Consider the following 16,033-nt stretch of genomic DNA (forward strand, 5'->3'; position numbering starts at 1 on the left):
GCTGGTCGCCGGACAGGGATGGCGGGAAGAAGAGACTCGGTACTTGTCTGAAGGTGGGGGCAGGTCTGGTTTGCCGGGGGAAGGCGGGGACGTTTTTTGTAAAAACTGTCCCCGCCTTCCCCCGGGCCCCCATCCACCCCTGAAAAAAACTTTTGCTCAGGTCTGTCTGCCGGTCCCCGCCGCTGTCTGGAGAGGGGCAGGCGTGGATGTTGCGGGCTGTTTGGTTCGATCCCGTTTACCAAGGGCGGGAGAGGAGGGGGATCAATGGGCCGGGGCGCAGTCCGGCAGGCGGCACGGAATCAAAGCAAAGTGCTTGGTATGTGATATTTTATAAAATAAAATCGGATGGTTCCCCGGATTTTGGGCTTGCGGCCCGCGGGCGAGGGGCCTATAGTCGCAGACCTCTGCGGAGCTGTTCCGCTGTTTTCTGGCCTTAGAGGGAATGAGGTGCGTCATGTCAGAACATACGCTGCACTATGGTGATATTTCCTGGACCATGCCGGTGGCCGACAAGAACCTGGCGGCCGTGCTGGAGTCCAATCCTGTGTCCTTGCCGGTCATGGAACCGGATCAGGCCGTGCGTGAGGCCCTGCGCCATCCCATCGGCTCGCCCTGCCTGAAGGACATCGTCAACCCCGGCGAGAAGATCTGCCTGCTGGTGCCCGATGTGACCCGCTTGTGGCAGTCGCCCGCGGTCTACGTCCACGTGATGGTGGAAGAGCTCAACGCCTGCGGCATCCCCGACAGCGACATCCTCATCGTCACGGCCACGGGCACGCACCGTGCCCACATGGGCGACGAGCAGGCCCGTCTGCTGGGCGAGGACATCTGCCGCCGTATCCGCGTCATCGACCACGACTGCCGCGATACGGCCCATCTGGTGCACGTGGGCGATACCAGCCGCGGCACGCCGGTGTGGTTCAACAGCTACGCCATGGCCTGTGACAAGATCATCATCACCTGCGGCGTGGTCTACCACTTCCTGGCGGGCTTCGGTGGCGGCGGCAAGATGCTGCTGCCCGGCATCGCCGGTTACGAGACCATCCAGCGCCATCACAAGCAGGCCCTGAACCCCGGCTTCGGCAACGGCACCAACGCCGACGTGCGCAGCGCCAACATGGCGGACACCAACATTTTCCATGCCGACATCTTCGAGGCCGCGGCCATGGCCCGGCCCTGCTTCGGTCTCAATGTGGTGGTCAATGACGATTACCGCATCATCAAGGCCTTTGCCGGTGACTGGGTCCAGTCCCATGCGGCGGCCTGCCGTCTGGTGGACAGCATGGAAGGCGTGACCATCCCCGAGCGTACCCCCCTGGTGGTGGCCAGCGCGGGCGGCTACCCCAAGGACATCAACCTTTACCAGACCATCAAGCTGCTGAGCAACGCCCTGAGCGCCGTGCAGCCGGGCGGGACCATGATCCTGCTTTCCCGCTGCTCCGAAGGCTTCGGCAACCCCGATGTGGAGACGCAGATCTGCGCCTACAGCGACATGCAGGCCCGTGAAAAGGCCCTGCGCGATACTTTTTCCATCGGCAGCTATGTGGGCTTCCTCTTTGCCGAGGCGGCCGAGAAACACAACCTCATCCTGGTGACGGACATGGATGCCGCCCTGTTCGGCAAGACGAAGATGCATGTCTGCCATAGCCTGGACGAGGCCCTGGACAAGGCCCGCCATTTCCTGGGACAGGAGCTGGACGTGCGCACCATCATCATGCCGCACGGCGCCTCGACCCTGCCCAAGCTGGCGGTCTAGCGACCACAGGCTGGCGCGGGCACCTTCGGGTACCCGCGCCGGTTGAAACCGGGTCCCCGCCGGATGCGCGGTCCGTACGCGGGCTGTGCCATCCGGCAGGGGGCGTCTGGCAGGGGACCCGCTTCCCGGAGGAGAGCCCTTTTTTATGCGGAAAAGGGAGCTCCGGCAGGGCGGCAAGTTGTGAAAAACGACGCAGGCGGAGTGGTCTGTGGATTCAAAAATCCCGCCAGCCCAGAATTGGCGCGGACTTTGGCAAATTGCCTGTCTTGGCGCAGACTTGTAATTTTTTACAATTATTTCAAAATGTTGTAAAATACTTACAAAAACTCTGTGTTGACAGTTGGGGCTCCTTTTGCCATCTTGAGCGGGCAGAAGCGCTGCTACGAGCTTCATCGGGAATCCCGTGAGATCCGGGAGCGGACCCGCCGCCGTAAGTCGCAGAACCTGCTCCCCCCGTGCGCCACTGGCAACCGCCGGGAAGGCCGGGAGCAGGGTGACGAGCCGGAAGACCTGCTTCTGCCGCTTGTCCATGGGGACAGCCTCACGGCAACGGGTTTTTGCCGCTGGGAAGGGACGTCATGACACTCTGTCGACGGGCGTCCGTATCTTTTTTCCACCTTTTTTTCGCGATTTTTCAGGGCCTGAGACCTCCCCTACAGGGAGGGTCTTTTGTGTTGACCCTAAAACGGGTCAGGAAAACAAATATCTTTGGATCTGGAGCAGGAAAACATGCTTGCGAGCATCATCAAGCGGGACGGGACCGAGGTCGCCTTTGATTCCGTCAAGATTCTCAATGCCATTACCAAGGCCAACAAGGCGTCCGGCGAGGACATGTCCCCCACGGATCTCCTGTTCGTCACCGAAAAGGTCTGCCGCAAGCTCGAAGCCCAGAACCTCCGCCATGTGGAAGAGATCCAGGACGTGGTGGAAGAGACCCTGATCCAGTACGATTACGCCAAGACCGCCAAGGCCTACATCCTGTACCGCGCCGAGCACACCAAGCGCCGCAACGCGGAATCGTACCTGATGGAGATCTACAAGACCCTGACCTACGCGCCCGCCATCGAAGAAGACATCAAGCGCGAGAACGCCAACATCGACGGCGATACGGCCATGGGCACCATGCTCAAGTACGGTTCCGAAGGGGCCAAATATTTCACCGACAACTACGTCCTGCCCAAGGACGCCTCGGCCGCGCACATCAACGGTGACATCCATATCCATGACAAGGATTTCTACATGCTCACCGAGACCTGTTGCCAGATCGACCTGATCCCGCTGTTCCGCAACGGGTTCTCCACCGGTCACGGCCATCTGCGCGAGCCCAATTCCATCGAGAGCTATTCCGCCCTGGCCTGTATCGCCATCCAGGCCAACCAGAACGAGATGCACGGCGGCCAGAGCGTGCCGCACTTCGATTACGCCATGGCCGGCGGCGTGGCCAAGACCTTCCGCAAGGAATACCGCCACGCCTTCACCGCCTTCGTGCGCATCAGGACCGGCATGGATGCCGCCCAGGCCGAGGAATTCAGCCAGCAGATCCTGCTGCCCGTGATGCCCGCCATCCGCATGGCCGATGTGGACGAACTGGGCAAGCGCATGGAAGGCCTGGTGGCCGAAAACGAGCGCGATCTGGTGCGTGCCGCCCATGCCTACGCCGCCGAGGAAGCCCTGCGCATCACCGACCGCCGCACCTATCAGGCCATGGAAGCCTTCGTGCACAACCTGAACACCATGAATTCCCGCGCCGGTGCGCAGGTGCCCTTCAGCTCCGTCAACTACGGCACCGACACCTCCGCCGAGGGCCGCATGGTGGTGCGCAACCTGCTGCTGGCCACCCAGGCCGGTCTGGGCAGCGGCGAGACCTCCATCTTCCCGGTGCAGATCTTCAAGGTCAAGGAAGGCGTCAACTACAACGAAGGCGACCCCAACTACGACCTGTTCAAGATGGCCATCAAGACCTCGGCCATGCGCCTGTTCCCCAATTTCAGCTTCCTGGATGCGCCGTTCAACCTGCAGTACTACAAGCCCGGTGACTACAACAGCGAAGTGGCCTACATGGGTTGCCGCACCCGCGTGCTGGGCAACGTGTACGACCCCGACCGCCAGGTGACCTGTGGCCGCGGCAACCTCAGCTTCACGTCCATCAACCTGCCCCGCCTGGGCATCGAGGCCAAGGGCGATCTGGACCGCTTCTTCCAGCTGCTGGACGATCAGATCGACCTGGTATTCCGCCAGCTGCTGCACCGCTTCGACATCCAGTGCTCCAAGAAGGTGCGCAACTACCCCTTCCTGATGGGCAACGGCATCTGGCTGGATTCCGAAAAGCTGGACTGGGACGAGAGCGTGGCCGAAGTGCTCAAGCACGGCACCCTGACCGTGGGCTTCATCGGTCTGGCCGAGACCCTGGTGGCCCTGACCGGCAAGCATCACGGCGAGAGCGAAGAGTCCCAGAAGCTGGGCCTGCGCATCGTGGAACACATGCGCAAGCGCTGCGATGACGAAGCCGCCAAGACGCATCTCAACTTTACCCTGATCGCTACGCCTGCCGAAGGTCTGAGCGGCCGCTTCGTGGCCCTGGACCGCAAGAAGTACGGCGTCATCAAGGGCGTCACGGACCGGGAGTACTACACCAATTCCTTCCACGTGCCCGTGTATTTCCCCATCAAGGCCTTCCGCAAGATCGAGCTGGAAGCGCCCTACCACAGCTTCACCAATGCCGGTCATATCACCTATGTGGAGCTGGACGGCGATACCTGCAAGAACCTGGAAGCCTTTGAGACCATCATCCGTTTCATGCACGACAAGGGTGTGGGCTACGGATCCATCAACCATCCGCTGGACCGCGACCCTGTGTGCGGCTATGTGGGCGTCATCAACGGCCAGTGCCCCCGCTGCGGGCGCAAGGAGGGCGAGGCCGTGAGTCAGGAAACGCTCAAGATGCTGCGCCGCAAGTATCCGCACATGCCCAACTGCTGCCGTTAGTTTCCGTCACTTTTTACCCCAAGAGGAGGAGCCTGGACCATGCTGATGAAATCTGAACTGACCGAGACCAAAGCCGAAGTGAAAATGGTAGGCGAAGGCGTGGCTTTTGAACGCGTGCGCCGCATCACCGGCTATCTGGTGGGGACGCTTGACCGTTTCAACAACGCCAAGCGTGCCGAAGAACGCGACCGCGTCAAGCATGCCTAGGCTCCGCATCAGCGGTATTGTGGAAGAGTCCATCGTAGACGGTCCCGGACTGCGCTACGTGGTCTTCACCCAGGGCTGTCCCCATCATTGCCCGGGCTGCCACAATCCGCAGACCCATGACTTCGACGGCGGAGAGTTCCGGGATACGGACGACATCCTGCGTCAGTTCATGGAAAACCCCCTGTTGTCGGGCATCACGTTCTCCGGCGGCGAGCCTTTCGTCCAGGCCGAGCCCCTGTGCCACCTGGCCGATGCCGTGCACGCCGCGGGCAAGAACGTCTACGCCTACAGCGGTTACACCTGCGAGGAACTCTACAGCCTTGCCCAAAAGATCCCGGCCGTGGGCCGGTTGCTGGACAAGGTGGACGTGCTGGTGGACGGTCCCTATGTGGAAGCCCTGCGCGATCTGGAGCTGGATTTCCGCGGCAGCTCCAACCAGCGTGTCCTGGACAGGGCCGCCATCGAAGCCCTGCGCCCCGTGGAGGCGTGATTTTTGCCGGGGTGCCGGCTGGGGGAAGGAAGGGGCGTTTTTTGTAAAAACTGCCCCTTCCTTCCCCCAGGCCCCCATCCAACCCCGAAAAAACTTTTTTCAGGTCTGCATGCCGGTCCCCGTCGTTGTGTGGTGGTAGCTGGCGTCGCAGCCCGTATGTCAAAAGCCTGCCTTGCGCAGGCTTTTTTGTTATGGGCTTTAGCCTGTTGAGCGCCTGACAGGCGCGAAACAAAAAACCACCCGCTATGCGGGTGGAGACAATACGTTATACACACAAAAACACCTTTCCGCTACGATGAAGTTGTTCAAGCCCATCGCAACATTAACGGAAAGGTGTTTTTGTTATGGGAACCAAGGCTCATAGCCTAGCGCATACGAAATGGTTGTGCAAGTATCATATCGTCTTTACTCCAAAATATAGAAGAAAAATAATCTTCGCACAGCTCCGTGAAAGTATAAAAGAAATTCTGCAATGCCTCTGCAAATATAAAGGGGTTGAGATTCTGGAAGGGCATCTGATGCCGGATCATGTCCACATGCTGGTGTCCATTCCTCCTAAAATCAGTGTGGCAAATTTCATGGGCTACCTGAAAGGGAAAAGTTCGTTGATGATATTCGATAAGCACGCAAACCTTAAATATAAGTTTGGCAACAGAAAATTTTGGGCCGAAGGATATTATGTCAGTACGGTGGGGCGTAATGAGGCAACGATCAAAAAATATATCCAGGATCAGGAACGTCACGACATTATGAGAGACAAGCTGACATCACGCGAATATCAAGACCCCTTTAAGGGGTAGCCAAGGCGGCAAGGGCACTGGGCTTGAACAGCGTGAAAGCCAGCGTCTTTAGGCGCAGCCGGTAACAGGCCCTTACAGGGCCAGAGCAAACCACCCGCTTTGCGGGTGGTTCTGATTGGGCGCTCACCGGGGATACTCGGAATGCAGAAGCGCAAGGCCAGCTCGCGCCATGATGCAAGCCCGGATCAGGCATCCGCAGGAGAAGAGGAGGTGTCCCTGTGATGCGCTCCCCGGAGGCTTGGGGCGAACAGCTCCGACATCCGAAACCGTTATGGCGCCGTTCGTCGTCATATGTATGAAGGCCGGATGACGATCTGCCGTCAAAATGGGGACGTGAATTTTGTCGGAGTACCGACTGGGGAAAAGGGCGTTTTTGTAAGAGCTGGCCTTCTTTCTCCCAGTCCCCCGTCCAATCCCGAAAACATTTTCCTCGGAGCTGTGTACCTGTCCCCCTCGTTGTGCGACGGTGACCGACTTCACAGCCCGTATGCCAAACGCCTGCCTTGTGCAGGCGTTTGTTTTTTGGGCGCAGGCTGGTCTTGCAGGGGACTTGCCGAAAGAAAAAAGCCCGGATGCGACATCACAGACAGCGTGGGGCAGCATGCGCCTTCCACAAGAAAGCCCTCCGGGCCTGCAGGCCAGGAGGGCTTTCTTGTGGAAGTATGAGCGGTTTTTGAAGGAGGGAGGGGTGCAGGGGAGGGAGGGAACTTTTTTCCGCAAGGAAAAGTTCCCTCCCTCCCCGCATATCCTCGTTAGTTCTTGAAGGGCGAGATGGCGCGCAGGGTCTTGATGACCTGGGGCATGTTCTCGACCACGAAGTCGATCTCTTCTTCCGTGGTGTAACGGGAAAGGGAGAGACGGACGGAGCCGTGGGCGTAGGTGAAGGGCACGCCCATGGCGCGCAGCACATGGGAGGGTTCCAGGCTGCCGGAGGTACAGGCGGAACCGGAGCTGGCACAGATGCCCAGCTGGTCCAGCATCAGCAGGATGGCTTCGCCTTCCACGTTCTTGAACGCGATGTTGGTGGTGTTGGGCAGGCGGTTCTCGGGATCGCCGTTGACCATGCAGTCAGGGATGGCGGCCAGCAGGCCCTGTTCCAGCTTGTCGCGCAGGCGGGCCACCTGGGTGCGTTCTTCCTGCATGTGCTGCCCGGCCAGCTGGGCGGCCATGCCCAGACCGACGATGTAGGGCACGTTCTCGGTACCGGCACGGCGGCCGCGTTCCTGGTGCCCGCCGCGCAGGAAGGGACGGAAGCGCACACCCTTGCGCACATAGAGCACGCCGATGCCCTTGGGCGCGTGCAGCTTGTGGCCGGACAGGGAGAGCATGGAGATGGGCTGCTTGCCAAGGTCGATGGCTTCCTTGCCCACGGCCTGCACGGCGTCGGTATGGAAGAGCACGCCCTTTTCGGCGGCCATCTCCGCCATGCGGCTGATGGGGAAGACGTTGCCCACTTCGTTGTTGGCGTACATGATGGAGACCAGCGCCGTGTCGTCGGACAGGGCGGCGGCGTATTCGTCCAGATCCAGACGGCCCTTGTTGTCCACGCCGAGCAGGGTCACGCGGTAGCCCTGGCGTTCCCAGTACTGGGCCACGTTGAGGATGGCGGGATGCTCCACGCGGGTGGTGATGAGGTGGCGCTTTTCGGGCTGGGTCTGCAGGGCGGACCAGATGGCGGCGTTGTCGCTTTCGGAACCACAGGACGTGAAGATGATCTCGTCGGGATGGGCGCCCAGCAGGGCGGCCATGCGTTCGCGGGCTTCTTCCACGGCGCGGCCCACCTGGCCGCCGAAGGTGTGCATGCTGGACGGGTTGCCGTACAGATCCGTGAGGTAGGGCAGCATGGCTTCCCGGACTTCGGGAGCCACGGCAGTGGTCGCGTTGTTATCGAGATAGATGGTCTTCATGGCTAGGCTTCCTCGACGACGATATCGGCTTCCACATGTTCACGCAGGACACGTTCCACCAGGTTGCGGATGGTCACTTCGCTGGAGCGGCACTGGGCGCAGCGGCCGCGCAGGGACACGACCACGCGCTTGCCGTCCACGTCCACCAGCTCGATGTCGCCGCCGTCGGCGGCCAGCTGGGGACGGATCTCTTCTTCGATGGTCTTCATGACCAGCTGCATGCGCTGCACGTTGGTCATGCGGGGCTTGCTGACCGGGCGCAGTTCGGTAAGGGGCTTCTGCTTGAGCTCGGCGGCCAGGATCTCGGCGATCTGGTCCTGACAGTCACCGCAGGCGCCGCCGGCCTTGGTGTAGTTGGTGATCTCTTCCACGGTCTTGAGGCCGTTCTCGCGGATGGCGCGGATGATCTGGGCATCGGTGATGCCGAAGCACTTGCAGACCAGGCGGCCTTCCTCATGGGCGTGGGGCACGGGCGTCTCGCCCTTCCACTGACGGATGGCGGCTTCCAGAGCTTCCTGGCCCATGACGGAGCAGTGCATCTTTTCCTTGGGCAGGCCGCCCAGGGCTTCGGCGATCTCCTTGTTGGTGAGCTTGAGGGCGTCTTCGGCCTTCATGCCCTTGACCATGTCGGTCAGCACGGAGCTGGAAGCGATGGCGCTGGCACAGCCGAAGGTCTCGAAGCTGGCCTTTTCGATGATGCCTTCATCGTTGATCTTCAGATAGAGCTTGAGGGCGTCGCCACAGGCCAGGCTGCCCACTTCGCCGATGGCGTTGGCATCTTCCATGGGGCCGGCGTTATGCGGACGGAGAAAATGTTCATGGACGGCGTTAGTGTAGTTCCACATGATGTTCTCCCGGATCCTGGCAACAGGATCTTTCTGATTCGATGATGTTTTGCAGGGTCTGGTGGCGCAGGAAGTCGCGGACGTGTTCGTCCAGCTGATGCCAGAAGGCTCTGGTGGAGCAAAGCCCCTCGCGCTGGCAGACTTTGCCGCGTCCGAGGCAGGAAACGGGGGATATCTCGCCTTCCAGATGCAGGAAGACATCCTCCATATTGATTTCTGACGGTGGTTTGGACAGGGCATAGCCCCCGCCGGAACCGCGTACGGCACGCAGGATGCCCAGCGGCTTGAGGGCGCGCACGATCTGTTCCAGATAGCCGGGGGAGATGGATTCCTCCTGGGCTACCTGCCCCAGCTGGAGCAGGGAGTTGTCGGGCTGGGCCGCCAGGCACAGCAGGAAACGGAGACCGTAGCGGGTTCTGGTGGAAAACTTCATAGCAGCCTCGCTCAGGAGTTTTGACCCTGCATGACGAAGTCGTAGGGGGTTTCCTGATAAACGTAGTAGTTGAGCCAGTTGTTGTAGAACAGGTGGGCATGGGCCCGCCAGTTCATGCGCGGCAGCTGGCTGGGATCGTCATTGGGATAATAGTGGCTGGGCACATGGGGATTCATGCCGCGGGCCAGGTCCCGGCGGTATTCCGCGTCCAGGGTCCCGCGGTCGTATTCCAGATGACCGGTCATGAAGACCTGGGAGTGATCCAGGCTCTCCACCAGGGTCAGGCCCGCCTCGTCGGATTCGGCCAGGATGCGCAGGTTGGGCGTCCGGCGCACGTCTTCGGCGCGGACTTCGGTGTGGCGCGAATGCGGCGCCGGGAAGTCGTCGTCGAAGCCGCGGAACAGGCGACAGTCGGGGTGCAGGACCTGGTGGCGGAAGATGCCCGAACGCTTTTCAGGCAGTTCGTACTTGGGCACACCGTAAAAGTGGTACAGGGCGGCCTGGGCGGCCCAGCAGATGTAGAGCGTGGAGAAGACATGCCCGTTGGCATAGGTCATGATGTCCAGCAGTTCCTGCCAGTAGTCCACCTGTTCGAAGGGCAGATGCTCCACGGGAGCCCCGGTGACGATCATGCCGTCGAAGCTGCGGTGGCGGATCTCGCTGAAGGTCTTGTAGAAACGCTCCAGATGCTGCAGGGGCGTATTCTTGGACTGATGCTCCGCCGTGCGCAGCAGGGTGATGTTGACCTGCAGGGGCGAGTTGCCCAGCAGGCGCAGCAGCTGTGTCTCGGTGGCGATCTTGGTGGGCATGAGGTTGACGATCACGATGTCCAGCGGACGGATGTCCTGGCGGACGGCGCGTTCGTCGGTCATGACAAAGATGTTTTCACTTTCCAGAGCGCTGCGTGCAGGCAGGTCGGCGGGAATCTGGATGGGCATGGCTTCCTCGTTGGTCAAGATGTGTTCCGGAATAAAACATAGTTATCTGCTATGTTTTTGTCAAGGCTATTCCGGGGGTTTTTGTAAGGATTTACCGGGGCAGGCGGACGGTGTGGCAATGCAGGGCGGCGTGGCTGCCGGCGGCTTCCTGCGCCTGGCGGGCCAGATGTTCCAGCGCGGCGCAGCAGGGGACGCTCATGCGCAGCAGGGTGACGCTGGCAGGGCGCATGGCGAACAGGCGGGCCAGACGTTCGGCATAGTCACCGTTGTTGTCCAGCTTGGGGCAGGCGATGACGGGGATGCGGCCCTGCAGCCAGTCCGTATGCAGACCGGGCAGGACGAAGCCGGAGCACTGGGCGGCCAGCAGGACGTGGGCCCCGCTCAGGAAGGGAGCCTGGGGCGGCAGCAGACGCAGCTGGATGGGCCAGCTGGGGGTACGGGCACGCAGGCTGTCGGGGATGTCGTTGTCGGCAGCGGAAAAGAGAGGCGTCAGGGCGGGAGCGGCAGCGATGTTGCCGGGGGCGGCGAACGTGCGGGGCCGGCTGCCGGGGCAGCCTTGCGGACGGGCCTGGCCATCGCGGGCGGCCTTGGCCGCCAGGGCCGCCGCTTCGTCAAAGGCTTCGGCCTCGCGCATGACGATGCGCAGGGCTCCACGGGGACAGTTCAGGCAGGCGCCCAGGCCGTCGCAGTAACTGTCGCGGATCAGGCGGGCCTTGCCGTTTACGACGGCAAGGGCACCTTCGGCGCAGTCCAGCACGCACTGGCCGCAGCCGTCACATTTTTCTTCGTCGATCTCGATGATGGGACGTTCCATAACACCTCAGGCTTTCAAAAGGATATCTACAAGTTCTTCGGCATCGGCGGCCACCATGTCCGCTCCGGCGGCCTGTACCTCGGCCGCGCCCCGGAATCCCCAGGCCACGCCTACGGCCGTCATGCCCGCATTGCGTGCCGTCATCATGTCCACGTCGCTGTCGCCCACATAGGCGCAGTCCTGCGGGGCCACGCCCATGGAGGCAGCCATCTGCAGAAGGACCGTGGGGTCGGGCTTGAGGGGCGCGTCATGACGGCCGCCGCGCACCGCGTCGAAACGGATGCCGGGAAAATGCAGCGGGACCAGGGCACAGGTAAGGTCTTCCGGCTTGTTGGAGAGCACGGCCAGCCGGAGCCCGGCATCCTGCAGGCGGCCAAGGGCCGCGACAAGGCCGGGATAGGACGTGGTGCGGATGCTGAGGTGGGCGGCATAGTAGCGGCGCCCTTCTTCGGTCAGGGCATCCAGACGTTCCTGCGGTCCCTGGGCCACCACGGATTCGGGCAGGGCCCGGCGCATGAGGATGGGGAAGCCGTTGCCGACCATCCGCCGGTAGGCGCTGACAGGATGGACAGGGTAGCCGTGGGCGGCAAGGACGGCATTGCAGGCGCCGCCGATGTCGGCAAGAGTGTCCAGCAGGGTTCCGTCCAGATCAAAAAAACAGGCTTTCATGTGACCTCCGAAAGATGGGCCGGGCAGGGTGGCCGTCAAGGCAGGACGCAGTATAGCCGCAAAATCATCCGGCGGCAAATGTCATGCCGTTTTCACAAGTCGTGGATAGCCTGCAAATTCTGGACATGGATACGGGCTGTTTGCTATTCTGGAGTCCGGTGGCGGATCTCGCTGCCGTCTGATTTGGGAGGTTATGTATGCCCCGACACGTTTTGACTCTCAACGATCTTGGTGAAGAAGACTCCTGGCTGCTGGTCCAACAGGCACGCGGGATCCCTGATGCGAAGAGCCGTACCGACTTCATGACGGAACGCACGGTTGTACTGCTGTTCGCGCAGGATTCGTTCGCCGAGCGGCTGTGCGTTTCGGCGGCTGTGCGGCAGATGGGCGGGTCCCTCGTCTTCCAGGGCGCCACGGGCGGCTGGAAGTCCGAGGTGGAGCGTTACCAGCGCCAGATGCTGGCCGTCATCGACTATTTTGTGGACTGCATGTACGTCTACGGCATCCCCGGTCTGGCCACCTCGGTGGACAGGGACCTGGTGCAGTTCCCCATCATCAATGCCGGCAGCCCTGATGCCCATCCGGCCCATGTGCTGGCCGACGTGGCCTGCATGCTGCGCTATACCCGGGACGATCTCAAGAAGGCCCGCGTAGGCTGGCTCGGTTGCACCAACGGCACCCTGTTCTCCCTCATCGAGGCCCTGCGCTACTTCCCCTTCAGCCTGCAGGTGGCCCTGCCGCCGCTGGAGGACCGTCCCACGCTGGAGGCCTATGCCCGTCATTGCGGCGTGAAGGTGGACTTTGTGGATACGCCCCAGCAGGCCGTGGAAGGCTGCAACTTCGTCTATGCCGGTTGCCGTTCGGGACTGGATGACGAGCTGGCGCAGCAGTGGAAGGTGGATGATGCCCTGCTGTCCCATGCCGACCAGAAGGCCCGCGTCCTGCTGGGCACCAGCCCCATGCAGGCCATCGAGGTCGCCAGCGACATCCTTGCCAGCCCGGCATCGCTGCTGCTGTTGCAGTCGGAAAACCGCCTGCGCGTGCACAAGCGCCTGCTGCACTGGGTCTTTTTGGAAAACGAACGGGTCATCTAGCCCCCGATCATCCTTCAGATGTTCACGATGGCTGTCCGGTCTTGCCGGGCAGCCATCTTTCATTTTTGGGGCTCTTTCCCCTTCCTGGGCGGGAGCTCGTTCCCTGGGGCTTTCAGCGAAAGGGAATCTCCAGACGATGCCGGATGATGGGGCGGGGGGCTTCGTTCTTCGGGATGGCCAGAGCCACGGCATAACCATCCCGGCCGATGGCGCAGGGGGCCCACCAGTGTTCGCCTTCGTCCGGAAGGGCTTCCTGGATGCTGGCATGGTGCCCTCCGCTCTCAGCGGAGACGAGCACCCTGTCCAGACCGGTGCCCAGCCCCTTGCCGCATGCTTTCATCACCGCTTCCTTTCTGACCCACATGCGATAGAAGCCGCGGGCATAATCGTCCGGGGGCAGCGCATCGAGGGCCAGGCGTTCCCGGGGATGGAAAAAGTCCGCGATACCGCGTGCATCCACAGCGCTCCCCGTCCACTGGATGTCACAGCCGATGGGGCAGCCCTCACAGACGGCCAGCAGGGCTTCCGTACCGCTGTGGGAGATGCTGAAGGGAAGGTCGCGCCAGCAGGGTTTTCCCCACGGACCGTAGGAGAAAACGATGTCGCAAGCCCGGACATCCGGCCTGTGGGCGGCAAGGATGGTCTTTGCGCAGGCCCGGCAGAGAAGGAAGCGGCTGCCGTCGCGGGGCCTGCAGAAACGGGCCCCGCGTTCCAGCTCCTCGGGGGAAAGAAGGGGGCGCGCCCAGGAAATGCCGTTCTCCGCATGGGCCAGGCTGAACCGCCAGAGATGGATGGCGGCCGAGCGGTACACACGTTTGCGGCCGGAACAGAGGACACCAGTGGTCATCAAAGGAACTCCCGGAAGCGGATGGTGACATATTTGAGCATGCCGAAGAGCTGCACGATGGCGATGTTCACACGCGTAGACAGCGTCAGGCCGCTCAACGGCAGGCCGTGGAAGAAAGGAGTTTCGCTCACGGCGGCGAAACGGGGGGACAGGGAGGCCAGGGCCGGGACCTTGTCGATGCAGAACGTCATGGGCGCATTCCTGTTGCCGGAGCGGGCCACATAGCGGTTGCTGATGCGCATGCCGAGGGAGGACACCGCATCGAAAAAAAGCGTCCCCCCGGGAAAACGCCCGCTGAGGAAGGGCAACAGCGCCCCCATCAGGTCCGTGGGCTGATAGTGGAACACTCCAGCTGCCAGAAGGAGGACGCCCCGTTGCCCTGGGGCCTCCACGGCATCCGGCCAGAGGGGATCGAAAATGTCCCGTGCTAGGAGCCTGTGCCCTTTGGCAGGCGGCAGGAGCGCCTGCCGGGCCCGGATGACTTCCGGCAGGTCCACATCATACCAGACAGCCTCGGCAGGGGGCTTGCGGTAGACGGCGGTACTGAGGCCGCAGCCCAGGTTGATGATGGTTCCTTCGGGGTGGCGGGCAAGGAAATCCCGGACGGTGCGATCGATGTTCATCTCGCGGGCCAGGCAGCAGACCTGGCCGTATTCCTTGAAGGATCTCCTGATCTCCGAGAAATCGAAGTCCAGTTGTTTCAGAACGTCCACGGCGACGGGGTCGTAGGCGGCCTGCGGGTTGGCCCGGCAGGGGGTGGCGCAGCACCACAAGGGGATGAGGAGCGTTCTGGCGATATCGTCCGTGAGGCACGCTTCTATTTTCATGGCAGCTCCGTGGATCGGCATCCGTTTGGGGCTCAGAACGAGTACCGGACGCCGAGATAGAGATGGTCGTTCCTGTCATACTGGCCAAGGTCGTTGCGGCGGTCGCCGCCAAAAAGCATGTAGCCGGCCAGGAAGTGCAGGTCGTCGCTGTATTCGTATTCGGAAAAGATCTCCACGCAGTAATCCCCGTTGCTGGCGAAAAGCTCCCCGCGTATGCCGGCCGTCAGGCTCTCGTCCAGGAATTTGTCGGAGACGGACCAGCTGATGCCGTAGCGGTCCCTGTCCTTGCCGGGCACGGCATCGCCGTCGTGGCTGAAGAAGAAGGCCTGGAGGTTGACGTTCAGGTTTGTCAGAAAATTCCTGTCCCATCCGAGGATGGCCTCGTAGTCCGTGCGGCGCTCCACCGTGATCTCGTCGGACTGGAAGGGATAGCCCGCCTTGATGGTGAATTCGCCCCGGAAGGTGGAGTCCCACAGGGATACGGCGGTATTGATGCCGAACGCCGTATAGGGCTCGTAGATCTCCTTCACCAGGGCCTGCATGCGCTGCCTGTCCAGACTGGCCGTGTAGAGAGGCTTGTGCTCGTAGCCCCGGTAAAAAAGGAAAGCCACGTCATAGCCCGGGCGGAAAAATTTGAGCCGCGCTGCCGCTTCCGGCTCGAAAGGGCCGTCCTCACGCTGGCGGCGGACGAAACCCGCACGGGCGTACTGGCGCAGGGTCCGCAGCGAGCTGTCTTCCCAGGGCGAGCCGTATTCGGGCAAGCGGCTGAAACGGGGGAAGGGGATGAGCACAAGGTCGAGCAGGCCCGCGCCGTCGAGGTTGGCCCGCAGGTCGACGGCCCCCACCGAAAGCCTCTGGCTGCTGCGGGCTGTGGCGATGGGGTTGCGGAAGTCCACGGGATTGATGATGTCGAAGGTGCTCAGGCTGTCGGCTTCTCCCCAGCGTATCTGCTGCATGCCGATGATGAGGTCCAGATACCGGGAGTCCAGGGTCACATAGGCCTCGCCCAGTTCGGGCGTCACGATGGGTTCCTCGGAGTCCCGGCGCCCGGGCACGGAAAGGTCGGCATCCACATGGCCGCTGACGTAGCCCCGTATCCAGGAGTCCTGGTTGATATTGGCTTCGAGCCGGAAGCGCTGGGCCGCGGACAGGGGGGTCGCCTTGTAGGGCGACTGACGGTAGGTCGTTTGCAGACTGCCGGACAGTTTCAGCCAGTCCGGCATGAGGGGCTTGTCCCCGTCCGCTCGGGAAAGGGAGGGGAAGAGCAGCAGGGCGGCAGCCAGCAGCATGGCCGCGGTACGGAAGCGGACAGAGCGGCACAGGCGCATGCCTTCGGCTGCGGGGCGGGGAAAACTGGCAAAGGGCATGGTGGGCGATCCGACGGGAAAGGTTGTGGAGAAGGTCTGCCGGGGCGGGGAACC

At 62.0% G+C, this 16,033-nt stretch carries 15 protein-coding genes and 1 riboswitch; of the genes, 6 read left to right on the plus strand and 9 right to left on the minus strand.

Annotation, left to right across the window (positions count from 1 at the left end; translation table 11 throughout):
• Positions 1-454 precede the first annotated feature (454 nt).
• The 5 genes from Q4I12_RS08315 to tnpA all read left to right on the plus strand — a co-directional run bounded on the left by Q4I12_RS08315 (position 455) and on the right by tnpA (position 6,238).
• Complete coding sequence (locus Q4I12_RS08315; protein WP_239463798.1) at positions 455-1,756, plus strand: lactate racemase domain-containing protein; 1,302 nt, start codon at positions 455-457, stop codon at positions 1,754-1,756.
• 355 nt (positions 1,757-2,111) lie between these two features.
• A riboswitch (cobalamin riboswitch) is annotated at positions 2,112-2,288 on the plus strand.
• Between the two features lie 197 nt (positions 2,289-2,485).
• Positions 2,486-4,741: an anaerobic ribonucleoside triphosphate reductase gene (locus Q4I12_RS08320; protein WP_204625619.1), complete on the plus strand. Its 2,256-nt coding sequence runs from the start codon at positions 2,486-2,488 to the stop codon at positions 4,739-4,741.
• Positions 4,742-4,780: 39 nt separating this feature from the next.
• A complete protein-coding gene (nrdD, locus tag Q4I12_RS08325) occupies positions 4,781-4,948 on the plus strand; it encodes an anaerobic ribonucleoside-triphosphate reductase (RefSeq protein WP_006003899.1) in 168 nt (55 codons plus the stop codon).
• Entirely contained in the window at positions 4,941-5,438 is a 498-nt protein-coding gene (gene nrdG / locus Q4I12_RS08330; protein ID WP_168934632.1) for an anaerobic ribonucleoside-triphosphate reductase activating protein, read from the plus strand. The genes nrdD and nrdG overlap by 8 nt, the downstream gene beginning before the upstream one ends.
• A 344-nt stretch (positions 5,439-5,782) precedes the next feature.
• Positions 5,783-6,238, plus strand: a complete 456-nt coding sequence (gene tnpA / locus Q4I12_RS08335) for an IS200/IS605 family transposase (RefSeq protein WP_302261302.1) — start codon at positions 5,783-5,785, stop codon at positions 6,236-6,238.
• 752 nt (positions 6,239-6,990) lie between these two features.
• On the opposite strand, the gene nifS is transcribed toward tnpA, so the two are convergent.
• The 6 genes from nifS to Q4I12_RS08365 all read right to left on the minus strand — a co-directional run bounded on the left by nifS (position 6,991) and on the right by Q4I12_RS08365 (position 11,844).
• The gene (gene nifS, locus Q4I12_RS08340) at positions 6,991-8,145 is read right to left on the minus strand and encodes a cysteine desulfurase NifS (protein ID WP_168934631.1); all 1,155 of its coding nucleotides are present in this window, start codon (positions 8,143-8,145) and stop codon (positions 6,991-6,993) included.
• A gap of 2 nt (positions 8,146-8,147) precedes the next feature.
• Positions 8,148-8,990, minus strand: coding sequence for a Fe-S cluster assembly protein NifU (gene nifU / locus Q4I12_RS08345; protein WP_040368928.1), 843 nt, complete (start codon positions 8,988-8,990; stop codon positions 8,148-8,150).
• The gene (locus Q4I12_RS08350) at positions 8,974-9,423 is read right to left on the minus strand and encodes an RrF2 family transcriptional regulator (RefSeq protein ID WP_302261303.1); all 450 of its coding nucleotides are present in this window, start codon (positions 9,421-9,423) and stop codon (positions 8,974-8,976) included. The genes nifU and Q4I12_RS08350 overlap by 17 nt, the downstream gene beginning before the upstream one ends.
• Positions 9,424-9,434: 11 nt before the next feature.
• Positions 9,435-10,361, minus strand: coding sequence for a homoserine O-acetyltransferase MetA (gene metA / locus Q4I12_RS08355; protein ID WP_204625620.1), 927 nt, complete (start codon positions 10,359-10,361; stop codon positions 9,435-9,437).
• A 91-nt stretch (positions 10,362-10,452) separates the two neighbouring features.
• Positions 10,453-11,175: an ATP-binding protein gene (locus Q4I12_RS08360; protein WP_302261304.1), complete on the minus strand. Its 723-nt coding sequence runs from the start codon at positions 11,173-11,175 to the stop codon at positions 10,453-10,455.
• Between the two features lie 6 nt (positions 11,176-11,181).
• A complete protein-coding gene (locus tag Q4I12_RS08365) occupies positions 11,182-11,844 on the minus strand; it encodes an HAD family hydrolase (RefSeq protein ID WP_302261305.1) in 663 nt (220 codons plus the stop codon).
• A 197-nt stretch (positions 11,845-12,041) separates the two neighbouring features.
• On the opposite strand from Q4I12_RS08365, the gene Q4I12_RS08370 reads away from it, so the two are divergent.
• Positions 12,042-12,938: a Rossmann-fold NAD(P)-binding domain-containing protein gene (locus tag Q4I12_RS08370; RefSeq protein WP_302261306.1), complete on the plus strand. Its 897-nt coding sequence runs from the start codon at positions 12,042-12,044 to the stop codon at positions 12,936-12,938.
• A 112-nt stretch (positions 12,939-13,050) separates the two neighbouring features.
• Here Q4I12_RS08370 and Q4I12_RS08375 read toward each other — a convergent pair whose 3' ends face one another.
• Genes Q4I12_RS08375 through Q4I12_RS08385 form a run of 3 tightly spaced genes read right to left on the minus strand, consistent with a single transcriptional unit; the run spans position 13,051 to position 15,979 of the window.
• A complete protein-coding gene (locus Q4I12_RS08375) occupies positions 13,051-13,785 on the minus strand; it encodes a 4'-phosphopantetheinyl transferase family protein (RefSeq protein ID WP_302261307.1) in 735 nt (244 codons plus the stop codon).
• Positions 13,785-14,612, minus strand: a complete 828-nt coding sequence (locus Q4I12_RS08380) for a class I SAM-dependent methyltransferase (RefSeq protein ID WP_278337762.1) — start codon at positions 14,610-14,612, stop codon at positions 13,785-13,787. Before Q4I12_RS08380 ends, Q4I12_RS08375 begins: the two co-directional genes overlap by 1 nt.
• Positions 14,613-14,644: 32 nt before the next feature.
• Entirely contained in the window at positions 14,645-15,979 is a 1,335-nt protein-coding gene (locus Q4I12_RS08385; protein ID WP_302261308.1) for a DUF1302 family protein, read from the minus strand.
• Between the last annotated feature and the right edge of the window lie 54 nt (positions 15,980-16,033).

This window comes from Desulfovibrio piger (assembly GCF_951793255.1).
Classification (GTDB): Bacteria; Desulfobacterota; Desulfovibrionia; order Desulfovibrionales; family Desulfovibrionaceae; genus Desulfovibrio.

Coding starts and splice junctions, on each gene's coding strand:
- Q4I12_RS08315 (WP_239463798.1), top strand. CDS start 455: ATGTCAGAACATACGCTGCACTATGGTGATATTTCCTGGACCATGCCG.
- Q4I12_RS08320 (WP_204625619.1), top strand. CDS start 2,486: ATGCTTGCGAGCATCATCAAGCGGGACGGGACCGAGGTCGCCTTTGAT.
- nrdD (WP_006003899.1), top strand. CDS start 4,781: ATGCTGATGAAATCTGAACTGACCGAGACCAAAGCCGAAGTGAAAATG.
- nrdG (WP_168934632.1), top strand. CDS start 4,941: ATGCCTAGGCTCCGCATCAGCGGTATTGTGGAAGAGTCCATCGTAGAC.
- tnpA (WP_302261302.1), top strand. CDS start 5,783: ATGGGAACCAAGGCTCATAGCCTAGCGCATACGAAATGGTTGTGCAAG.
- nifS (WP_168934631.1), bottom strand. CDS start 8,145: ATGAAGACCATCTATCTCGATAACAACGCGACCACTGCCGTGGCTCCC.
- nifU (WP_040368928.1), bottom strand. CDS start 8,990: ATGTGGAACTACACTAACGCCGTCCATGAACATTTTCTCCGTCCGCAT.
- Q4I12_RS08350 (WP_302261303.1), bottom strand. CDS start 9,423: ATGAAGTTTTCCACCAGAACCCGCTACGGTCTCCGTTTCCTGCTGTGC.
- metA (WP_204625620.1), bottom strand. CDS start 10,361: ATGCCCATCCAGATTCCCGCCGACCTGCCTGCACGCAGCGCTCTGGAA.
- Q4I12_RS08360 (WP_302261304.1), bottom strand. CDS start 11,175: ATGGAACGTCCCATCATCGAGATCGACGAAGAAAAATGTGACGGCTGC.
- Q4I12_RS08365 (WP_302261305.1), bottom strand. CDS start 11,844: ATGAAAGCCTGTTTTTTTGATCTGGACGGAACCCTGCTGGACACTCTT.
- Q4I12_RS08370 (WP_302261306.1), top strand. CDS start 12,042: ATGCCCCGACACGTTTTGACTCTCAACGATCTTGGTGAAGAAGACTCC.
- Q4I12_RS08375 (WP_302261307.1), bottom strand. CDS start 13,785: ATGACCACTGGTGTCCTCTGTTCCGGCCGCAAACGTGTGTACCGCTCG.
- Q4I12_RS08380 (WP_278337762.1), bottom strand. CDS start 14,612: ATGAAAATAGAAGCGTGCCTCACGGACGATATCGCCAGAACGCTCCTC.
- Q4I12_RS08385 (WP_302261308.1), bottom strand. CDS start 15,979: ATGCCCTTTGCCAGTTTTCCCCGCCCCGCAGCCGAAGGCATGCGCCTG.